Source organism: Nocardioides sp. NPDC057772, assembly GCF_042798075.1.
Lineage (GTDB): Bacteria > Actinomycetota > Actinomycetes > Propionibacteriales > Nocardioidaceae > Nocardioides.
In genome coordinates this window covers 1-18613 of record NZ_JBHVKN010000051.1, presented here as the reverse complement: position 1 = coordinate 18613, position 18613 = coordinate 1, and the positions used below count along the sequence as shown (strand labels likewise).

The following is an 18613-nucleotide window of genomic DNA, read 5'->3' as shown; positions in this document are numbered from 1 at the left end:
TACGTCAGCCTCGCAGCCAGCCGGCCGCTTCGGTGGCCCAGTAGGTCAGAATGACGTCCGCGCCCGCCCTCTTGAAGGCGGTGAGTGTCTCCAGGATCGCCGGTTCGCGGTCGATCCAGCCGTTCGCGGCGGCGGCTTCCAACATCGCGAACTCCCCTGAGATGTTGTAGGCAGCCACCGGAACATCGACAGACTCACGCACTCGCTGCAGGACGTCGAGATACGGGAGCCCGGGCTTGACCATCACGATATCGGCGCCCTCGGCCACGTCAAGGAGCGCCTCGCGGACACCCTCCAGCGCATTGGCCGGATCCTGCTGGTAGGTGCGGCGGTCGCCCTTGAGCGCGGAGTCGACGGCCTCGCGGAAGGGGCCGTAGAAGGCGGAGGCGTACTTCGCGGAGTAAGCGAGGATCGAGACGTCGGTGTGGCCGGCGCCGTCGAGGGCGTCGCGGATCACCGCGACCTGGCCGTCCATCATCCCGGACGGGCCGACCATGTCGACGCCGGCCTCGGCGTGCGCGATCGCCATCTGGGCGTAGATCTCGAGAGTGGCGTCGTTGTCGACGGAGCCGTCTTCGGCCAGTACGCCGCAGTGACCGTGGTCGGTGAACTCGTCCAGGCACAGGTCGCTCATCACGGTGAGCGCGTCGCCGACCTCGGAAACGACGTCGGCGATGGCCAGGTTGAGGATGCCCTCGGGATCCAGTGCGCCCGAGCCGACCGCGTCCTTCGTCTCCGGCACGCCGAACAGCATGATCCCGCCGATGCCGGCCGCTGCCGCCTCGGCCGCCGCCTTGCGCAGCGACTCACGACTGTGCTGGACCACGCCCGGCATGGTCGAGACCGGGACGGGCTCGCTGATCCCTTCGCGCACGAACGCGGGCAGGACCAGGTTGGCGGGACGTACGGCCGTCTCCGCGACCATCCGGCGCATGATCGGCGTGCGGCGCAGCCGGCGGGGACGGATCACGGGCTTCTCGATGCTCATCTGCACTCCATCGCAAAAGGGTACGTTCCACGGTAGTGCAACAGCCGCGTGCACCCACACTCGGGAGCACGCGGCTGTTGCCGTCGAACGGTTGGTTCAGGAGGTGCGCGAACGGCGGCGCGAGGCGGGGCGCCGGTCGGACGGCTTGGTGACCGGCAGGCCCTGCTCGACAAGCGACGCGCGACGCGCGGCGCCGAAGGCGGCGAGTGCCTCGGTGAGCGCCTCGATCGACGGCTCCGGCGACATCACGTCGACCCGCAGGCCGTGCTCCTCGGCGGTCTTGGCGGTGGCCGGACCGATCGCCGCGATCACCGTGGAGGTGTGCGGCTTGCCCGCGATGCCGACCAGGTTGCGGACCGTGGACGAGGAGGTGAAGACCACCGCGTCGAACTTGCCCGTCTTGATCGCGTCGCGGGTCGGCGCGGGCGGCGGAGCCGCCCGGACGGTGCGGTAGGCGGTCACGTCGTCGCACTCCCAGCCCAGGTCGACCAGGCCGGCGATGAGGTTCTCCGTGGCGATGTCGGCACGCGGGAGGAAGACCCGGTTGATCGGGTCGAGGTCCTCGTCGTACTCCGGCCAGACCTCGAGGAGCCCAGCAGCCGACTGGTTGTCGGTGTGCGGCACCAGGTCGGGACGCAGACCCCAGGCCTCCAGCGCCTGCGCGGTCTTCTCGCCGACAGCGGCGATCTTCAGACCGGAGAAGGCACGGCAGTCCAGGCCGTACTCGTCGAACTTCTCGCGCACCGCGCGCACCGCGTTGATCGAGGTGAAGGCGATCCAGTTGTAGCGGCCCTCGACGAGGCCGCGCACGGCCTTGTCCATCTGCTGCGGGTTGCGCGGCGGCTCGACCGAGATCGTCGGGACCTCCTCAGGCACGGCGCCGAAGCCCTTCAGCTTCAGCGAAAGCGCCGGCGCCTGCTCCTTGGTGCGCGGCACCAGGACGCGCCAGCCGAACAACGGCTTCGTCTCGAACCACGAGAGCGTCTCACGCAAGTTGACCACCTTGCCGATCACCACGATCGCCGGCGGTGCCATCCGTGCGGCACGAGCGTCGACGGCGATGTTCTCCAGCGTCGACTCTACCGTCGCCTGCTCGGTGGTGGTGCCGACGCGGGTGATCGCGACCGGGGTCTTGGCCGGCCGGCCGGCCGCGACGAGCTCCTTGGCGATGTCGCCGATCATGCCGACACCGGAGAGGAGGACGAGCGTGCGGTTGTCGGCGTACTGGCTCCAGTCGATCTTCTCGTTGCAGGTGACGACCGCGACCTCCTGGTGGTCCTTGGTCGTCAGCGGGATGCCGGCGTAGGCCGGGACGGCCGACACCGACGAGACGCCGGGGACGATCTCGAAGCCGATGCCCGCCTTGGCGCAGGACTGCGCCTCCTCGGGGCCGGAGGCGTAGAGGAAGGGGTCGCCGGTCATCAGGCGCACGACGCGCTTGCCCAGCTTCGCCTGCTTGACGACGGCCTTGGCACGGGCGGCGTTGGCCAGGGGCTGGCCGTCCACGCCGAACCCGCCGTCGATGAACTCGGGTCCGACCGGTTCCGGGGTCTCCTCACCCTCGGCCGGGTCGACCGGCTCGGGGATGCCGAGTACGCCGCGCACCATCGATGCGTGCTCGGGGGCCTCGGTCACGACAACATCGGCCTGCTTCAACAGGTCGATCGCCCGTACCGTCAGCAGCTCAGGGTCACCGGGACCGCTGCCGACGAAGGACACCCAGCCCAGTGGGGTGGCCGAGCCGGGCTCGGCCTTCTGCTCGGTGGTCTTAGCTCGGGTCATGCGTTGTGCACCTTGTCCTGCTCGGGAGCGGCCTGGGGGGAACCGCCCGTGTCCATGACAGCCTGGCCTGGGTCCGCGGGATCGTCGGTCAGGTCTGCTGCACCCTCGGCGAGCATCTCCTCGGCGAGCCGGCGCCCGACGCCTACGGCGTCGTCGATCGGTCCCGATGCGGAGAGACGAACCGAGAGCGAGCCGTCGAGTGAGAGCGCCACTGCCCGCACCCACAGCTCTGGTCCTTCCTCACCCTCCACCACGTCGGCGAGGGTCCCGATGGGCGCGGCACAGCCACCTTCAAGGGTGGCGAGCACTGCGCGTTCCGCCTCGACAGCCGCTCGGGTGGACGCGTCGTCGAGGGAGGTCAGAATCTTGCGTACGTCGGCATCGGCGTCGCCCTCACGGCACTCGACCGCCAGGGCCCCCTGACCGGGTGCGGGCAGCACCTGGATCGGGTCGAGGACCTCGGTGACCTCGTCGAGCCGGTCGATGCGGGCAAGCCCGGCGCGGGCGAGGACGACCGCGTCGAACTCGCCGGAGCGGACCTTGCTGATGCGGGTGTCGACATTGCCGCGGATGCCGGCGAGCTCCAGGCCGAGACCGAGAGCCTTGATCTGGGCCACGCGGCGCGGCGACCCGGTGCCGACCCGCGAGCCCGGCGGGAGCTCGCCCAGGGTCAGGCCGTCGCGAGCGACGATCACGTCGCGCGGGTCCTCGCGCGGCAGGATCGCGACCAGCTCGATGCCCTCCTCGGGGTAGGTCGGCAGATCCTTGAGCGAGTGGACCGCGAGGTCGATCTCCTTGGCGTGAAGCGCGTCGCGCAGCGCACTGACGAAGACGCCGGTCGAGTTCGCGCTGGTCAGCGGGGTGTTCGACGCCTGGGTGCGGTCGCCGTCGGAGACGATCTCGACCAGCTCGACGATGTGGCCCTGGGCGCGGAGCATCTCCGCGACGAGGGTCGACTGCGTGACGGCGAGCTGGGAACGGCGGGTGCCGAGGCGGAGGGTCCTCATGAATGATCACCAAGATTCCGGTGGTCGAGCTGACCACCTGACGAAGGCACGTCGGCCCGGGTGACGGCCGAGACGGCGTTCTGGTCGAGCGCGAAGAGCTCGGCGAGCGCGGCGGCGTAGGACACCGCGCCGGTCTCGTTCGCGAGCTCCTTGACCCGGACGGTCGGCTCGTGGAGAAGCTTGTCGGCCACGCGACGTACGGCGTGAAGCACCTCGGCGCGGGTCTCCGGGTCGAGATCGGGGAGACGACCGTCGAGCCGGGCCATCTCGGCGTCGACGACACCGGTGGCCATGCTCCGCAGCGCGACGACGGTCGGAGTGACGGCCGACTGGCGCCGGGCGCTCAGGAAGGCCGCGACCTCCTGGGTGACGATGTCGCGGACCGCGAGCACCTCCTTGCCGGCGGGCGAGGCGTGCAACTCGTCGGCGAGAGCGGCCAGGTCGATCAGGGTCACGCCCGGGAGCGAGGCCGTGTCGGGGTCGATGTCGTGAGGCAGCGCCAGGTCGATCAGGGCCACCGGGCGGTCGCTGCGGTCACCTACCATGCCGGCCGGGACCAGCACCCCGCGCGCGCCCGCGCAGGTGATGACGATGTCGGCGGCCGCGATCTCCGCGGCCAGCTCGTCGAGGGAGGCGGAGCGCGCGGCGTACTCCTTGGCGAGGCGCTCGGCGTTGGACGTGGTGCGGTTGACCACGACGACGTCGGCGGCCCCCATCCGGGAGACGGTCGCGGTGGCCAGCCCGGCCATCGCACCGGCGCCGACGACGGCGACCCGCTTGCCGCGTACGTCACCCACGGCTCGGGCCGCACGGCCCAGCGACGCGGTGACCAGCGACGGGGCGGCCCGGTCGATGTCGGTCTCCGCACGCGAGCGCTTGCCGACCCGCAGCGCCTGCTGGAACAGGCTGTTGAGCGCCGGTCCGACCGTGCCCATCTCCTGGCCGAGCTGCAGGGCGGCACGGGCCTGCCCGAGGATCTGCCCCTCACCCACGGCCATCGAGTCCAGCCCGGCGGCCACCTTGAAGAGATGGGAGACGGCACCGTCGTCGTAGTGGACGTAGAGGTGTGGCAGCATCGTCTCGAGCGTCTGGCCGGCGCCCTCGATGATGCGCCGGGAGAGCTCCTCGACCGAGCCGTGGAAGCGGTCGACCTCGGTGTAGATCTCGAGGCGGTTGCAGGTCGCGATGACCGCTGCCTCACTGACGTGCTCACAACCGGCCACGTCGGTGAGGAGCTTCTGCAGGCCGTCCGCGTCCACCGACGCCGCCTCGAGCATCGAGACAGGCGCAGAGTTATGGGAGATGCCGACAACAAGGACACTCATGCCGTGATCCCTTCCTCGGAACCATTATCTACCGCCTCGTCGGCCTCCGCAGCCTTGCGCGACTCGTGATACGCGAGGATCTGCAGCTCGATCGAGAGATCGACCTTGCGTACGTCGACGCCCGGCGGCACGTTGAGCACCGCGGGCGCGAAGTTGAGGATGCTGCTGATGCCGGCCTCGACCATCGCGTCGGCGACGTCCTGGGCGGCGGTCGCCGGCACCGAGATGACGCCGATCGAGACCTGCTCGGCAGCGACGATCTCGGCCAGGTCGGCGAACGGCCGGACCTCGAGCCCGGCGACCGTCCGGCCCTGCATCTGCTCGGCGGCATCCAGGAGCGCCACCGTGCGGAAGCCGCGGCTGCTGAAGCCGGAGAAGTTGGCCAGCGCCTGACCGAGGTTTCCGATACCGACGATGATGACCGGCCAGTCGTGGGTGACGCCGATCTCACGGGCGATCTGGTAGCTCAGGTAGTCGACGTCGTAGCCGACGCCGCGGGTGCCGTAGGACCCCAGGTAGGAAAGGTCCTTGCGAAGCTTGGCCGAGTTGACCCCGGCGGCCGTGGCGAGCTCCTCGGAGGAGCAGGAGGCGATGTTGCGCTCGGCGAGCGAGGTCAGCGCCCGGAGGTAGACCGGGAGCCGGGCGACTGTCGCCTCGGGGATCTCCCGGTGGGGGTCGTGGGCACCGCTGCCCTCGCCCGTATTCGTACTCCGTGCCGTCACGCTCTGCTCTTTCAATGCCGGCGCCACAGACGGGGGCTTTTTAGCCCGGGATCGCCCTGCGGCTCAGCCACCATACGGACTTTGTGACCGCGAGAACAAACTCGCAGAGCGTCGGCTAGCACACGTGCTTGCGGAGTTGTCAGAGGGGGGTTGTTCAGGGTATTAGGCCGATCGACAGTTATTCTGGGGAGCGCGCCAGCGCTGACCTCAGCCGCTCTTCCGAGACACGCCAGAAGTCGTGCTGCTTCCCGTCGACGTACGTCACCGGCACCTCGTTCGTGAAGCGCTCGCGCAGCTCGTCGTCGGTGTCGATGTCGATCTCGGTGTAGTCGTCCCCGACCACCTTCTCGACGACCAGCCTCGCCTCGTCGCAGAGGTGGCAGCCCTGACGGGAGTAGAAGGTCACACGCGGTTCCATCCGACCATCTTCGCACTCGGCTCGGCACCCGGGTGCCGCTGAGGCGTCCGGAGCACTACTGTTGGCGCAATGAGCAGCGCCAGCGACCGCCGCCGTGCCGAGCTGCGGCGAAAAGACCTCAAACGCCGCTCGGCCCTCGCTGGCGAGGCATCGGCCGCAGCCGCGGAGATCGAGGCCTGGCTCTACCCGGCGAGCGGCGACCCGACGGCGGCCGCCTTCTTCGACGTGGACAACACGATCATGCAGGGCGCGACGATCTTCCATCTGGCCCGCGGCCTGCATCGGCGCAAGTTCTTCCGTACGCGGGACATCGCCTCGGCTGCGTACAAACAGGCGTACTTCCGGGTCGCCGGGGTCGAGGACCCGGGTCACATGGAGTCGGCGCGGTCGTCGGCGCTCTCGTTCATCCGCGGCCATCGCGCCGAGGAGGTCGAGAGCCTGATGGAGGAGATCTTCGACGAGGGCATGGCCCACCGGATCTGGCCCGGCACCCGGGCGCTCGCGCAGACCCACATCGACCAGGGACAGCGGGTGTGGCTGGTGACCGCCGCACCCGTCGAGGCGGCCAGGGTCATCGCCCGGCGCCTCGGGCTCACCGGCGCCCTGGGCACGGTGGCGGCCACCGAGGACGGTGTCTACACCGGCGAGCTGGTCGGCGAGATGCTCCACGGGCCTGCCAAGGCGGAGGCCGTCAAGGCGATCGCGGCTCGCGAGAACCTCGATCTGTCTCGTTGTGCGGCCTACTCCGACTCCTACAACGATCTTCCGATGCTCTCGCTGGTCGGACACCCGTGCGCCATCAACCCGGACGCGCGCCTGCGCGCCCACGCGCGCCAGAAGGGCTGGCCGATCCGTGACTACCGCACCGGACGCAAGGCCGCCCGCGCCGGCATCGTGACCGCGGCTCTGGGCGGGGCCGCCACGGGGGCGATCGCGGTGGCGATCGCACTCCGTGGCAGAAAGCAGTGATTTCCGCTGGCGACGACCGGCAACGGAGTGCTTTCGACAAGCCGGCCGTTGCCGCGGACGGTGGAGGGGTCAGGCCTTGTCGAGCCGGCTGGTGAGCGGAAGCAGCACCAGCGGGATCACGACAGCCGCCGTGAGCGCTGCCAGCAACGGCACGCGTTGACCGGGAGCGACATGGTGCAGCAGCTGTACGTGGATCATCAGATGCGGTGCGGCGAACACCAGATACACCGCGAGCGCCGTACGAGCCATACTCCGCCGTACGACGAAGAAGCTCACGCCCAGCAACACCGACGTTGCCAGGCTCATCGCGCCGTAGTCCATCATCAGATGCGCGTTGTACGGCATGCGCATCCCCACCCATGGAATGGCGAAGAACGAGCGGGGCATCAACAACGCCCAAGCTCCCACGGCGAGCTGCGTCACGGCGAGGAAGGCGAGGCCCGCCCGCAGCCAGGTGCGGGCACTCATGAGGCGAGGAACTGCTCGAAGGTGATGCGCCCGTCGGCATGCTCAGGGACCAGATGTCCCCCTTCGCGGTAGCCGCGGATACCGGCCCCCGGCATCGGCACCGACACCACCGGCTGGCGACCGGAACGCGAGCGGACGTAGGCACGGGCCAGATCGGCAGCGGGGCGCACCTCAGGCCCGCCCATGTCCGGCGCCCGGCCCACGGGTGGCGCGCCGACCAGCACGGCCAGACGAGCGGCCACCTCACCGGCGTCGACGGGCTGGAAGCTGACCCCGCTGGGCATCACGATCATCGGTAGCCAGCGCTGGCTCGTGCACATCCAGACGATCAGCTCGTGGAACTGGGTCGTACGCTGGATCGTCCACGGCAGGGAAGAGCGTTCCACGAGCCGTTCGCAGGCCAGCTTCGCCCGGTAGTAAGCCATGTCCACCCGGCCGACACCGACGATTGACACGTAGATCAGATGGGGGCGCCCTGCCTGCGTCGCCGTCTGGATGAGGTTCGAGGTGCCGGCGATGTCCGCACGGCCGTTACCGGTCGCGCAGTGGACAATCACACCGACGCCGTCGACCGCCTCCGCCAGGCCCTCACCGGTGAGCAGGTCACCGCGCCACGTCAGCTCATCCGATCGTGGCTTGCGGCTCAGCACGCGCACGGTATGACCGTCCGACAGAAGCTGCGGCACGAGGGCACGGCCGAGTCGCCCGGTGCCGCCCGTCACCAGAATCTGGTTCGTCATGGGTGGGATCCTCCGTGGAGAGCGCGATACCGGTGTTCCGGGTCGCGCGGCTGTCAGGTCACCGCCTCACGCCGGGTCCAGGCCTGGGGCGGTCGCCCGTAAAGAACCGGATAGGGCTCCGGGATGTGACAGCCGGAGCTTTTCGGGGTTGGCGACGATGCGAATCCCACTGATCCGGCCATTCGACGTCTCCGCCACCAGCACACCGACCAGATCCTCGCCGGCCCAGGCCAGCAGCCCCAGTGCGCCGTTCACCTCCGCAGTCGCCAACCTCACCTCCTCACCAGCGATGCTCAACGACCCCACGAGGTAGCGCGCCACCCGTGAGGCGCCGGAGATGGGCCGCCGGGCGGCGCCGACCCTCCCGCCACCGTCCACCCATACGGTCACGTCCTCGGCCAGGACCTTCTCCAGCCCCGGCAGGTCACCCTGCTTCGCGGCTGCCAGGAAACTCTCCACCAGGTCGCGGTGATGGGATCGGTCCCCCCGGCGGCGATCGGAGCGGCCACGCGCGTCGGCCAAGCGCCGGCGAGCTCGGGAGTAAAGCTGCCGGGAGTTCGCCTCGGAGGAGTCAATGATCTCGGCCACCTCTCGATGGCTGTAGGCGAAGGCCTCGCGCAGCACGAACACTGCACGCTCCACTGGATTGAGCCTTTCCAGCAGCACCAGGAAGGCCAGCGAGACGAACTCCCGCTGCTCGGCGCTGTCCAGCGGACCCAGAGTGCCGCCCGCGGTCAGCACCGGCTCCGGCAGCCAGGACCCGACGTACGTTTCCCGGCGGGCACGCGCGGACGTCAACCGGTTGACACACAGGTTGGTGGCGACCTTGGCAAGCCACGCCCACGGCGACTCGACAGTGCTCGCCTGATGCCAACGCAGGAAGGTGTCTTGGACGACGTCCTCGGCCTCCTCCGCCGAACCCAGCATCCGATAGGCCAATCCGAACAGCCGCGAGCGATGCCGCTCGAACTCCTCAACCGCATCAACCCTCACGCCCACAGCCTCTCAGCCTCTTGCAGAACCGTCGCGGGAGTCATGACCTTGCACTCGGTGCGATCTCCACCACACATCGTCCGCAAGGCCACCTTCGCGCTTCGGCAGGACCAACCGCTGGCGCCTTCGCGCTTCGTCGTGTCGGAAAAATGCCACCACACGCCGACACGACTTCGGCTCGGGACCTGACATCGGGATGCCCTAACCCGTAAGGTTGGGCTCGCTCAGGGGGAGTCTTCGGGAGGGACCCACATGTCGCGCCGCGCCAATGACGTCCATCGTCGCTTGGATGCCCTGCGCGCTGCGGTCGCGCTCTTGATGAACGAGGGCTACGAACCCGCCTACGCCGGCGTGGCCGGTGCGTCCGGTCCGTTCGCCGAGCCCGAGCGTCGCGGCTCGGGCGGCACCCACGACACCAAGCCCCGCTCCGACAACGAGCCCGATGACGACGCCGAGCTCGCCGCCTCCTCGGAGGAGACCGAGGCCGACCGCACCCGGCTGATCGCGCTGGTCGAGCTGGCGCGCAAGGGCGACAAGGAGGCGTTCGGCCTCCTCTACGACCACTACAACGGCGCGGTCTACCGGTTCCTCTTCTACCGCACCCGCTCCACCCAGGTCGCCGAGGACCTCACCTCGGAGACCTTCTTCCGGGCGCTGCGATCGATGACCGGCTTCCGCTGGCAGGGCAAGGACTTCGGCGCCTGGCTGATGACCATCGCCCGCAACCTCGCCACCGATCACTTCAAGGCGGGACGTACGCGCCTGGAGATGACGACCGAGGACATGGGGCTGCACGACTCCGCTGCCGACGGGCCGGAGAAGATCGTGATGGCCGGGATCACCAACGAGATGCTGCTCGGAGCTCTCTCCAAGCTCCCCGACGAGCAACGCGACTGCATCATCATGCGTTTCCTCCAAGGGCTGTCCATCGCCGAGACAGCGGCTATCCTCGGACGCAGCGACGGAGCCGTGAAACAGCTCCAGCTACGCGGGATCCGCAATCTCGCCAAGCAGATGCCTGACGGGATCCGCTGATGATTGTGTTCCGCACCACCTTGAATGCTCGACCGGTTGCCGTAACCCGCGGCCGGGGCGACTCGTTGTCCGACATGGCTGGGCCTTGTGCGCAGCTGTTTCGACGAATCCCTCACTGCCGATACCGAGTAGGAACCATCCGATGAGCCCGGCGTTCCCGGCGCGAAAGCGCGCTGACGAGTTCGACCGCATGGTCGCGGCGTACTCCGCGACCGATCGGCGTTCCTCGCAGTCTGCCGACGAGCTTCGCGATCTGGCAGCCCTCGCTTCGTCGCTCTCCACGCTCAGCGACTCCGCCGTTCCCCGTCGCGAGTTCTCCGCGTCGCTCCGTGAGCGCCTCATGGAGGCCGCCGACACCGAGCTCGTGCCGGCGCCCCGGATCGAGAAGACCGTCGAGCGCAAGCTCACCGTCGGGTCCACGCGGAAGCCGCGCCGGCAGCGCAAGCTGGCCGTCGCCTTCGCCGCGATGGCGATCGTCGGTGGCACCGCCGGTGCCGCCGCCGCGTCCCAGACTGCTCTCCCGGGTGACTCGCTCTACCCGGTCAAGCGCGCCGTCGAGAACGTGTCGGCCGGTTTCACGGTCAGCACCCAGGCCCGCGGCATCCGAATCCTCGAGGACGCCGGCACCCGCCTGCGCGAGGCCAAGTCGTTGGTCGCCGATGCGCCGATGACCGACGCCGAGCAGGTCACCTCGACGCTCGAGACCTTCTCGCGACAGGCCGCCCACGGCTCCGACCTGCTGATCAGCGACTTCGAGGAGTCTCAGGACAACGAGTCGCTCGCCCAGCTGCGTACGTTCGCGGCCGACGGCGTCGAGGAGCTGGCCGAGCTGAGCCCGCACGTGCCCGAGCAGGCCGAGCCGGCAATCTCCGACGCCGCCCAGACGCTCGTGCTGATCGACCAGGCCGCCGCCCAGCTCTGCCCGACCTGCGAGGGCGGCATCACGGAGCTGCCCGCGACGCTGGTCTCCAGCCTGACTTCCGAGATCGACGGGCTGCTTCCGGCCGACACCGTCGTCGAGGCGGAGGCGCTGCCGCCGCTCAGTCCGGACGACAACGCCCTCGACCTGCCGTCCATCGATCCCGACAAGATCGGTCCCGGCTCGGTGACCGACCCCAAGGACGAGAAGGACGACGCCCCGGAGAAGCCCAGCGAGGCTCCCTCCGAGGACGGCAGCATCTTGCCCACTCCCACGCCCTCCGACGGCGGTCCCACCCAGGAGCCCGACACCGACCCCGGCACCGTGACGGACCCCGTCACCGGCCTGGTCACCGGTGTCACCGGCTTGGTCGGCGACGTGCTCGCCGGCGCCACCGGTCTTCTCACCCCTTAGTCGCCGAGGCGTCACGCGCGCTGGTCGAGTCGGCACATGTGTGCCGTCTCGACCGGCGCTGCTGACGTCTCGGCCGACGCGGGTGACGCCTCGGCCTGGGTGGGTCAGCCGAAGACGGAGGCGCGCTCGCCCAGCAGGCGGTAGAGGGTCTGCTGGATCGTCTCGCGCACCTGGTCGGTGACGTTGAAGACCAGCATCGGGTCGTCAGCCTCCGAGGCGTCGTACGCATCGGTGCGGATCGGCTCGCCGAACTCGATGAGCCACTTCGACGGGAGCGGGATGAGACCCAGCGGCCCGAGGAGCGGGAAGAACGGCGTGATCGGCAGGTAGGGCACGCCGAGGACCTTGGCGAGGGCGGGGATGTTGCCGACGAGCGGGTAGATCTCCTCGGCGCCGACCACGGAGAGCGGGACGATCGGGACGCCGGTGCGCAGGGCCGACGACACGAAGCCACCACGGCCGAAGCGCTGCAGCTTGTAGCGCTCGCTGTAGGGCTTGCCGATGCCCTTGAAGCCTTCGGGCCAGACCCCGACCAGCTCACCGTTGCGGAGCATCCGCTCGGCGTCCTCGCTGCAGGCCAGCGTGGCGCCCGCCTTGCGGGCGATGTTGCCGACGATCGGCATCCGGAAGACCAGGTCGGCCCCGAGCGGGCGCAGGTCGCGCCCGAGGGCGTCATGGATCGAGACCATGGTCATCAGGCCGTCCATCGGAATGGTGCCGGAGTGGTTGGAGACGATCAGTGCGCCACCGTCGGTCGGGATGTTCTCGATCCCGCGCACCTCGACCCGGAACCACTTCTCCTTGATGGGCCGCAGCACGGCCAGCAGGAAACGCTGGGTGAGCTCGCGATCGAAGCCGTATTCGTCGACGGAGTATTCGCCGGAGATCCGGCGGCGCAGGAACACGATGAACCGAGCGAGCTGCTCCTCCCACTCGACCCCGAAGACCTCCCTGGCGGCGCTCTCCAGAGCCGCGGCCCAGTCGGTCGCCGGGATCGCTCGGAGCGGATGGCGCTCGCGCGTGGTGGCGCCGGGGAAACCGTGGGCGGCGGACTCAGTCACCGGACGCTCCTGTCAGTCGGCTCTCCAAGGCTGCCAGCGCACGGTCGGCACGGTTGGCGGACGGCATCACGCTCTCCGCGAAGTCTACGACCGTCTCCTCGGTGGTGTAGCGAGGTTCGAAGCCCAGCAGGGTGCGCATCCGCGTGGTGTCGACGCCGCGACCGTAGGTCAGCAGCGCCCGCAGCTCTGCGGGATACTCGCCACCGCCGAACCTCGCCAGACCGAACAGCGGCTCAGGGATCGGCACCGTCATCCGCTGCAGTCGCCGGGCGACCTGGGAGTGGGTCAGCACGCCGTCGCCGGCGACGTTGAAGGTGCCGGGGACCCCGGTGCGTACGGCGTGCTCGAGGACGCCGTAGAGGTCCTGCTCGTGCAGGAACTGCAGGCGCGGATCGAAGCCGAGGACGTTCGGCACGACCGTGCGCCGGAAGTGGGACGCGATCGGGCTCACCACCCGCGGCCCGAGGACGTTGGCACAGCGGAGCACCGTGACCGCCACGTCCGGACGACGCCGGGCGAAGCCGCGTACGTAGGACTCGATGTCGGCCACGTCGCGGGCGTAGCCGGAGGACGGGGTGCGCCGCGGCTCCATCGACTCGGTGAACATCGCCGGGTCGCGGCTGCTCGCCCCGTAGACCTGGGTCGTGGACTTCACCACGACCTGGCGCAGGGACGGCGCGGTCTGGCACGCCGCGAGGAGCTGCATCGTCCCGATGACGTTGAGCTCCTTCATCGTCGAACGACCCCCGGTGTTGCCGGGGGTCGCGATGACGCTGAGGTGGACGACGGTGTCGACCTCCTCCTTGGCGATCACCTTGGCGATCACCGGGTTGCGGATGTCGGCTCGGACGAATCCGACCTTGCCGATGTCGCCGCGAGGCGGTGCGACATCGACGCCGATCACCCGCTCGACGTTGGGGTGGCAGGCGGCAGCGCGCGCAAAACGACGCCCGAGGTCACGCGAGACCCCGGTGACCAGGAGGACCCGACCGGGCCCGGTGCGTTCCGCCACCTACGCCACGTACGTCACTTGCCGAGCTTGCGGCGCTGGACGCGAGTCTTCTTGAGCAGCTTGCGGTGCTTCTTCTTCGCCATGCGCTTGCGACGCTTCTTGATGACAGAACCCACGGGGAACCCTTCACGATCGTTGCAGAGAATGCCGGCCCGGTGCCGACGCGGCCACTCACCGCAGCGCGCGGCAAACAGACCTAGGGGGTAAGACTAACCAAGCCAGCGGACGCAGAGAGAATCGGTGACCCGGTGAGACAGGTGTTGCCCCCGCGCCCCGTCTTGCTCGGGCGCGGGGTCCGACAACTAGCCCGCGTTGTAGAACGAGCTCTTGAGGTATTCGTTCGCGTCGTCCTCCCGAACCCGGAAGGAACGACCGACTCGCACCGCAGGCAGCTCGCCCGAGTGAACCAACCGGTAGACCGTCATCTTGGACACGCGCATCATCGACGCAACCTCGGCCACGGTCAGGAACTTGCTGTCAGAGATGTCTCCAGAAGGAGTAACCATCTGCTTCCACCGTTCTCTCTCGAGTGATCGCGACGCCAGTGGCTTCCCCACCACTGGTCCCAAAACGCGATCCCAAAGTGAGAATAGGGCCTGATGTGACTGATGGGGAAGGGGACACCCTTGAGAATCTCACATACCCCCGGCGTGTCGAGTTGCTTTTGGGCGCGCGGAAGTGTGGTTTCTCGACCGTGTCGAAACGTGGCAACCGGGCTACGGCATGGGGTCGAGCCCGTGCAGCGGGAACACCGCTGTGCGAGTCGCATGGACCTGCCGATCCAGCCACGTGCCGGGGTCGTATCCGCTTCCCCAGTCGCGGTAGGCCGGCTCACGCCCGTCCGTCATGCGCAACGGGGCGACCCTCCCGAGTCGCGTCTGCACGTGTTCGCGCCAACCACCTGGCACATCGAGCGTCGGCTCCAAGGGATTCCCCGAGACTAGCGCAAGAAGGTGGGTCCACGCGCGTGGCACGACGTCGACCACGGCATAACCGCCGCCGCCGAACGCCACCCATTTGCCCGCACACACCTCGTGGGCGAGCTCGTGGAGAGCGACGTACGCCGCACGCTGGCCGTCCACGCTGAGGGCAAGGTCGGCGAGCGGGTCGTCGGTGTGGGAGTCGCAGCCCTGCTGGGTCACCAGGATCTCCGGCTGGAACTCCCGGATCAGGTCCGGCACGACGGCGTGGAAGGCGCGCAGCCAGCCGTGGTCGGCTGTGCCGGGAGGCAGCGCGACGTTGACCGCGCTCCCCTCGGCGTCCGGCCCGCCGACCTCCTCGGCGAAGCCGGTGCCGGGGAAGAGCAGCTGACCGGTCTCGTGGATCGAGATCGTGAGCACCCGCGGGTCGTTCCAGAAGGCCCGCTCGACGCCGTCGCCGTGGTGCACGTCCACGTCGACGTACGCGACCTTCTTCACGCCTTGGTCGAGAAGCCACTGGATGCCGGCGGCGACGTCGTTGTAGATGCAGAAACCGGCCGCGCGGTCGCGCATCGCGTGATGGAGGCCGCCCATGATGTTGGCGCTGTGCAGGCTCTCGCCGGAGTAGACCTGGCGACAGGCCTCGATGCTCGCACCGACGATGTGGGCGCTGGCGTCGTGGATGTGCGGGAAGACCGGGTCGTCCTCGGTGCCGAGGCCGTGGGCGAGATCCGGGTCGCCGCTCCGGCCGGCCCTCATGACCGCCTCGATGTAGCTCTCGTCGTGGATGGTGAGCAGCTGCTCCGGGGTGCCCATCGGCGCCTCGACGACCTTCAGGTGGTCGAGCACCCCGAGCTCGCCGGCCAGGCGCATCGTCAGGTCCACCCGGATCGGCGCCATCGGATGAGTCGGGCCGAAGTCGTAGTCGGCCAGGCTCTCGTCGAAGACGACCGTCGAGTGCCCTTGGCAGGTCTGCGGCCATGTCGTCGGCGGAGTCGTCATGGGCGACACGGTAGCCGTGAGGTGTGAGACACTGGAGAGGTGTTCAGCATTCGTTCCACTCAGTGGTGGCCCGCCTCCTAGGCGGTCCATCCGATTGTTGAGCACTCACATCAGGCCGCCCGCGGGCGGCCTCCTTCGTTTGTGATCGTCGCTGACCCGTGGGCCTTCTTCTCACGAAAGGTTCACCATGACCAAGCGACTCTCCCTCATCACGCCCTCTGGCCGGCTCACCCTCGGCAACCTGCTCGGGGCGCTGCGGCCGATGGCCGCCACGGCCGACTCCTCGGCCTTCTACGGGCTCTCCGACCTGCACGCGCTGACGCTGCCGCACGAACCGTCGGTGCTGCGTACGCGGACGGAGGAGATGGCCCTCCTCCTGATGGCAGCCGGGCTCGAACCGGCCACGTTGTTCATCCAGTCCCACGTCCCCGCGCACCGGTCACTCGGCTACCTGCTCGAGTGCGTCGCACACACCGGCGAGCTGGGGCGGATGATCCAGTTCAAGGAGAAGTCACGCCGCGTCGGGGCGTCGGTACGCGCCTCGCTGTTCACCTATCCGGTGCTCATGGCGGCCGACATCCTGCTCTACGGCGCGTCCGAGGTGCCGGTGGGCGACGACCAGCGGCAGCACGTCGAGCTGGCCCGCGACATCGCGATCCGGTTCAACACGACGTACGGCAAGGTCTTCACGGTCCCCCAGGCGGTGCATCCTGCGGCCGGAGCCCGGATCATGGATCTGGCCGACCCGACGCGCAAGATGTCGAAGTCGGCCGGCGATGCGCACCCGGGATCGATCTTCCTGCTCGACGACGCCGATGTCGTACGCCGCAAGGTGGCTCGCGCCGTCACCGACTCGGCCGGGGACGTCTCCCGTGACCCGAAGCGGCCGGGCGTCACCAACCTGATCGACATCCTCGAGGCCTGCGGCGGGTCTGCGGCGGGGTTGTCGGGCTACGGCGCGCTGAAGGCCGCGGTCACCGACGCCGTCGTCAGCGAGCTCGAGCCGATCCAGAAGCGCTACCACGAGCTCGCCGCCGACCGGGCGTACGTGACCGAGGTGTACGCCGCGGGAGCCGCGCGGTGCCGCGAGGTGACCGCTCCGGTCCTGGCCGCGGCGGAGGCGGCTATCGGGCTGGCCTGAGGGCTGCTGACCCCGTGTAACACGCTGTTCGTAGGACTACCCGCCCGTTCAGATGGGGCGACCAGACCTACGAACGACGTGTTACACGGGGCGGCGCTCAGATCCGCACGTCCGCCAGCTCACCGACCCGCGCACCCTGCGGACGCAGGTAGACGGTGAAGGTGACCAGGGCGCAGATGGCGTAGAAGACGGTGAACGCGATGAACGCCGACTTGGTGGCGTCGAGCGGGTTGTCGACCCACGGGCTGTTGAAGGCGATCGGGATGAGGAAGCCGCCGACCGCGCCGACGGCGCCGATGATGCCGACCGCGGCGGAGGACTTCTTGGTCGCACCGGCCAGGGCGGCCTCACGCTCGGCCGTTCCCGGCGTGGTGGCCAGCTCGGCCTCGCGACGGAAGATCGCCGGGATCATCTTGTAGGTCGACCCGTTGCCGATGCCGGTCGAGGCGAAGACCAGCATGAAGAAGCCCAGGAAGACGGGGAACCACGACTGGTTCTCGCCCGCGATGGCCGGCGAGGCCTCCGGGTTCGGGGTGAGCTGCATCAGCGTCCACAGCACACCGAGCGTGAAGACGACCATGCCGGAGAAGGCGCCGAGGGTGACCTTCGCGCCACCCCAGCGGTCGGCCAGCCAGCCGCCGAACGGCCGGGTCGCGGAGCCGATCAGGGCGCCGAGGAACGCGAAGTAGGCGAAGTAGATGCCGGTGCCGAGCGGCGCTGGCTCGGGGACCCAGAAGTTGAGCTTGATCAGCAGCGGCATCGCGGCGGAGTAGCCGATGAAGGAGCCGAAGGTGCCGATGTAGAGGAACGACATGATCCAGGTCTGCTTGGACTTCACGATCGAGAGCTGTTCACGCGCGGACGACTTCGCGGAGCTGATGTTGTCCATGAAGAAGAAGGCGGCGAGGATCGCGATGACGGCGAGGGCTGCGTAGACGAACGCGGCCCGCTCCAGGTGGATGCCACCCTCGGAGGCCTTGACCAGGCCGAAGATACCGGCGCCGCCGACGATGACCGGCAGCAGGAACTGGATGAGCGCGACACCGAGGTTGCCGCCGGCCGCGTTGAGGCCGAGCGCGGCGCCCTTCTTGGCCGCGGGATAGAAGAAGTTGATGTTCGCCATCGACGAGGCGAAGTTGCCGCCGCCGAGGCCCGCGGTGGCGGCGATGAGGCAGAAGGCCCAGTAGGGGGTGGACGGCTGGGTGACGGCGTACGCGAAGCCGAGGGTCGGCACGAGCAGCAGGGCCGCGGAGATCATCGTCCAGTTGCGGCCGCCGAACTTCGGCACGGCGAGGGTGTAGGGCACCCGCAGCAGCGAACCGACCAAGTTCGGGATCGCGATCAGGAAGAAGAGCTGGCTCGGGGTGAAGTCGAAGCCCTGGGCGACCAGAAAGGCCGAGGAGACCGACCAGATCAACCAGACCGAGAAGCCGAGGTGCTCGGCGAAGATCGACCAGATCAGGTTGCGGCGAGCGGTCTTCGACCCGGTCTCCTCCCAGAAGGTGGCGTCCTCGGGACGCCAGTCGTCTATCCAGTGGCGGCGGCTCATGGTGGCTCCTCAGGTAAGGCAGTCGGCGAGATATCACCCACGATCGCCAGCCCAGGTTTCAACAGCCGCCAATCCTCGCGTGCGAGCCCGTCAACTTCCTCTCACAGCCTCACAGGACTCACAACCTCACATCGGCCCGAACGGAGGG

At 68.9% G+C, this 18613-nt stretch carries 19 protein-coding genes; 4 read left to right on the top strand and 15 right to left on the bottom strand.

The annotated features are described in order from the left end of the window. Positions 1–4: 4 nt before the first annotated feature. From hemB to ACFVJS_RS11455, 6 genes are all read right to left on the bottom strand, one after another. On the bottom strand, positions 5–988 hold the full coding sequence (hemB, locus tag ACFVJS_RS11480; RefSeq protein WP_378879680.1) for a porphobilinogen synthase: 984 nt from the start codon (positions 986–988) through the stop codon (positions 5–7). A 96-nt stretch (positions 989–1084) separates the two neighbouring features. Then, the gene (locus ACFVJS_RS11475) at positions 1085–2770 is read right to left on the bottom strand and encodes a uroporphyrinogen-III synthase (RefSeq protein ID WP_378879677.1); all 1686 of its coding nucleotides are present in this window, start codon (positions 2768–2770) and stop codon (positions 1085–1087) included. Next, positions 2767–3777, bottom strand: a complete 1011-nt coding sequence (gene hemC, locus ACFVJS_RS11470) for a hydroxymethylbilane synthase (RefSeq protein ID WP_378879674.1) — start codon at positions 3775–3777, stop codon at positions 2767–2769. Before hemC ends, ACFVJS_RS11475 begins: the two co-directional genes overlap by 4 nt. Then, positions 3774–5102 (bottom strand): glutamyl-tRNA reductase, encoded by a 1329-nt coding sequence (locus ACFVJS_RS11465; RefSeq protein ID WP_378879671.1) that lies wholly within the window; start codon positions 5100–5102, stop codon positions 3774–3776. Before ACFVJS_RS11465 ends, hemC begins: the two co-directional genes overlap by 4 nt. Next, a complete protein-coding gene (locus ACFVJS_RS11460) occupies positions 5099–5824 on the bottom strand; it encodes a redox-sensing transcriptional repressor Rex (protein WP_378879668.1) in 726 nt (241 codons plus the stop codon). The genes ACFVJS_RS11465 and ACFVJS_RS11460 overlap by 4 nt, the downstream gene beginning before the upstream one ends. A gap of 178 nt (positions 5825–6002) precedes the next feature. Then, on the bottom strand, positions 6003–6242 hold the full coding sequence (locus tag ACFVJS_RS11455) for a glutaredoxin family protein (RefSeq protein WP_378879665.1): 240 nt from the start codon (positions 6240–6242) through the stop codon (positions 6003–6005). A gap of 69 nt (positions 6243–6311) precedes the next feature. Here ACFVJS_RS11455 and ACFVJS_RS11450 point away from each other — a divergent pair, with 69 nt between their 5' ends. After that, complete coding sequence (locus ACFVJS_RS11450) at positions 6312–7211, top strand: HAD family hydrolase (RefSeq protein WP_378879662.1); 900 nt, start codon at positions 6312–6314, stop codon at positions 7209–7211. Between the two features lie 69 nt (positions 7212–7280). Here the strand turns inward: ACFVJS_RS11450 and ACFVJS_RS11445 are convergent, their stop codons facing one another. From ACFVJS_RS11445 to ACFVJS_RS11435, 3 genes are all read right to left on the bottom strand, one after another. Then, on the bottom strand, positions 7281–7679 hold the full coding sequence (locus tag ACFVJS_RS11445) for a hypothetical protein (protein WP_378879659.1): 399 nt from the start codon (positions 7677–7679) through the stop codon (positions 7281–7283). Continuing rightward, a complete protein-coding gene (locus ACFVJS_RS11440) occupies positions 7676–8419 on the bottom strand; it encodes an SDR family oxidoreductase (protein WP_378879656.1) in 744 nt (247 codons plus the stop codon). Before ACFVJS_RS11440 ends, ACFVJS_RS11445 begins: the two co-directional genes overlap by 4 nt. 66 nt (positions 8420–8485) lie before the next feature. Further along, positions 8486–9412, bottom strand: coding sequence for an RNA polymerase sigma-70 factor (locus ACFVJS_RS11435; RefSeq protein ID WP_378879653.1), 927 nt, complete (start codon positions 9410–9412; stop codon positions 8486–8488). A 285-nt stretch (positions 9413–9697) separates the two neighbouring features. Here ACFVJS_RS11435 and ACFVJS_RS11430 point away from each other — a divergent pair, with 285 nt between their 5' ends. Together ACFVJS_RS11430 and ACFVJS_RS11425 are read left to right on the top strand one after the other, a co-directional pair. Then, positions 9698–10447: a sigma-70 family RNA polymerase sigma factor gene (locus tag ACFVJS_RS11430; RefSeq protein ID WP_378879650.1), complete on the top strand. Its 750-nt coding sequence runs from the start codon at positions 9698–9700 to the stop codon at positions 10445–10447. Positions 10448–10589: 142 nt separating this feature from the next. After that, positions 10590–11780 carry a DUF5667 domain-containing protein gene (locus tag ACFVJS_RS11425; protein WP_378879649.1) on the top strand — a complete coding sequence of 397 codons (1191 nt, stop codon included), beginning with the start codon at positions 10590–10592 and terminating at the stop codon, positions 11778–11780. 104 nt (positions 11781–11884) lie between these two features. On the opposite strand, the gene ACFVJS_RS11420 is transcribed toward ACFVJS_RS11425, so the two are convergent. From ACFVJS_RS11420 to ACFVJS_RS11400, 5 genes are all read right to left on the bottom strand, one after another. Beyond that, positions 11885–12841, bottom strand: a complete 957-nt coding sequence (locus ACFVJS_RS11420) for a lysophospholipid acyltransferase family protein (RefSeq protein ID WP_378879646.1) — start codon at positions 12839–12841, stop codon at positions 11885–11887. Next, the gene (locus ACFVJS_RS11415) at positions 12834–13853 is read right to left on the bottom strand and encodes an NAD-dependent epimerase/dehydratase family protein (protein ID WP_378879643.1); all 1020 of its coding nucleotides are present in this window, start codon (positions 13851–13853) and stop codon (positions 12834–12836) included. Before ACFVJS_RS11415 ends, ACFVJS_RS11420 begins: the two co-directional genes overlap by 8 nt. A 14-nt stretch (positions 13854–13867) precedes the next feature. Then, a complete protein-coding gene (locus tag ACFVJS_RS11410) occupies positions 13868–13969 on the bottom strand; it encodes a 30S ribosomal protein bS22 (protein WP_008356322.1) in 102 nt (33 codons plus the stop codon). Positions 13970–14155: 186 nt separating this feature from the next. Next, a complete protein-coding gene (locus ACFVJS_RS11405) occupies positions 14156–14359 on the bottom strand; it encodes a helix-turn-helix domain-containing protein (protein WP_008356311.1) in 204 nt (67 codons plus the stop codon). Between the two features lie 210 nt (positions 14360–14569). Further along, positions 14570–15775, bottom strand: a complete 1206-nt coding sequence (locus ACFVJS_RS11400; RefSeq protein ID WP_378879640.1) for an acetoin utilization protein AcuC — start codon at positions 15773–15775, stop codon at positions 14570–14572. A gap of 187 nt (positions 15776–15962) precedes the next feature. On the opposite strand from ACFVJS_RS11400, the gene trpS reads away from it, so the two are divergent. Next, complete coding sequence (trpS, locus tag ACFVJS_RS11395; protein WP_378879637.1) at positions 15963–16916, top strand: tryptophan--tRNA ligase; 954 nt, start codon at positions 15963–15965, stop codon at positions 16914–16916. A gap of 97 nt (positions 16917–17013) precedes the next feature. Here trpS and ACFVJS_RS11390 read toward each other — a convergent pair whose 3' ends face one another. Beyond that, on the bottom strand, positions 17014–18465 hold the full coding sequence (locus tag ACFVJS_RS11390) for an MFS transporter (RefSeq protein ID WP_378879633.1): 1452 nt from the start codon (positions 18463–18465) through the stop codon (positions 17014–17016). Between the last annotated feature and the right edge of the window lie 148 nt (positions 18466–18613).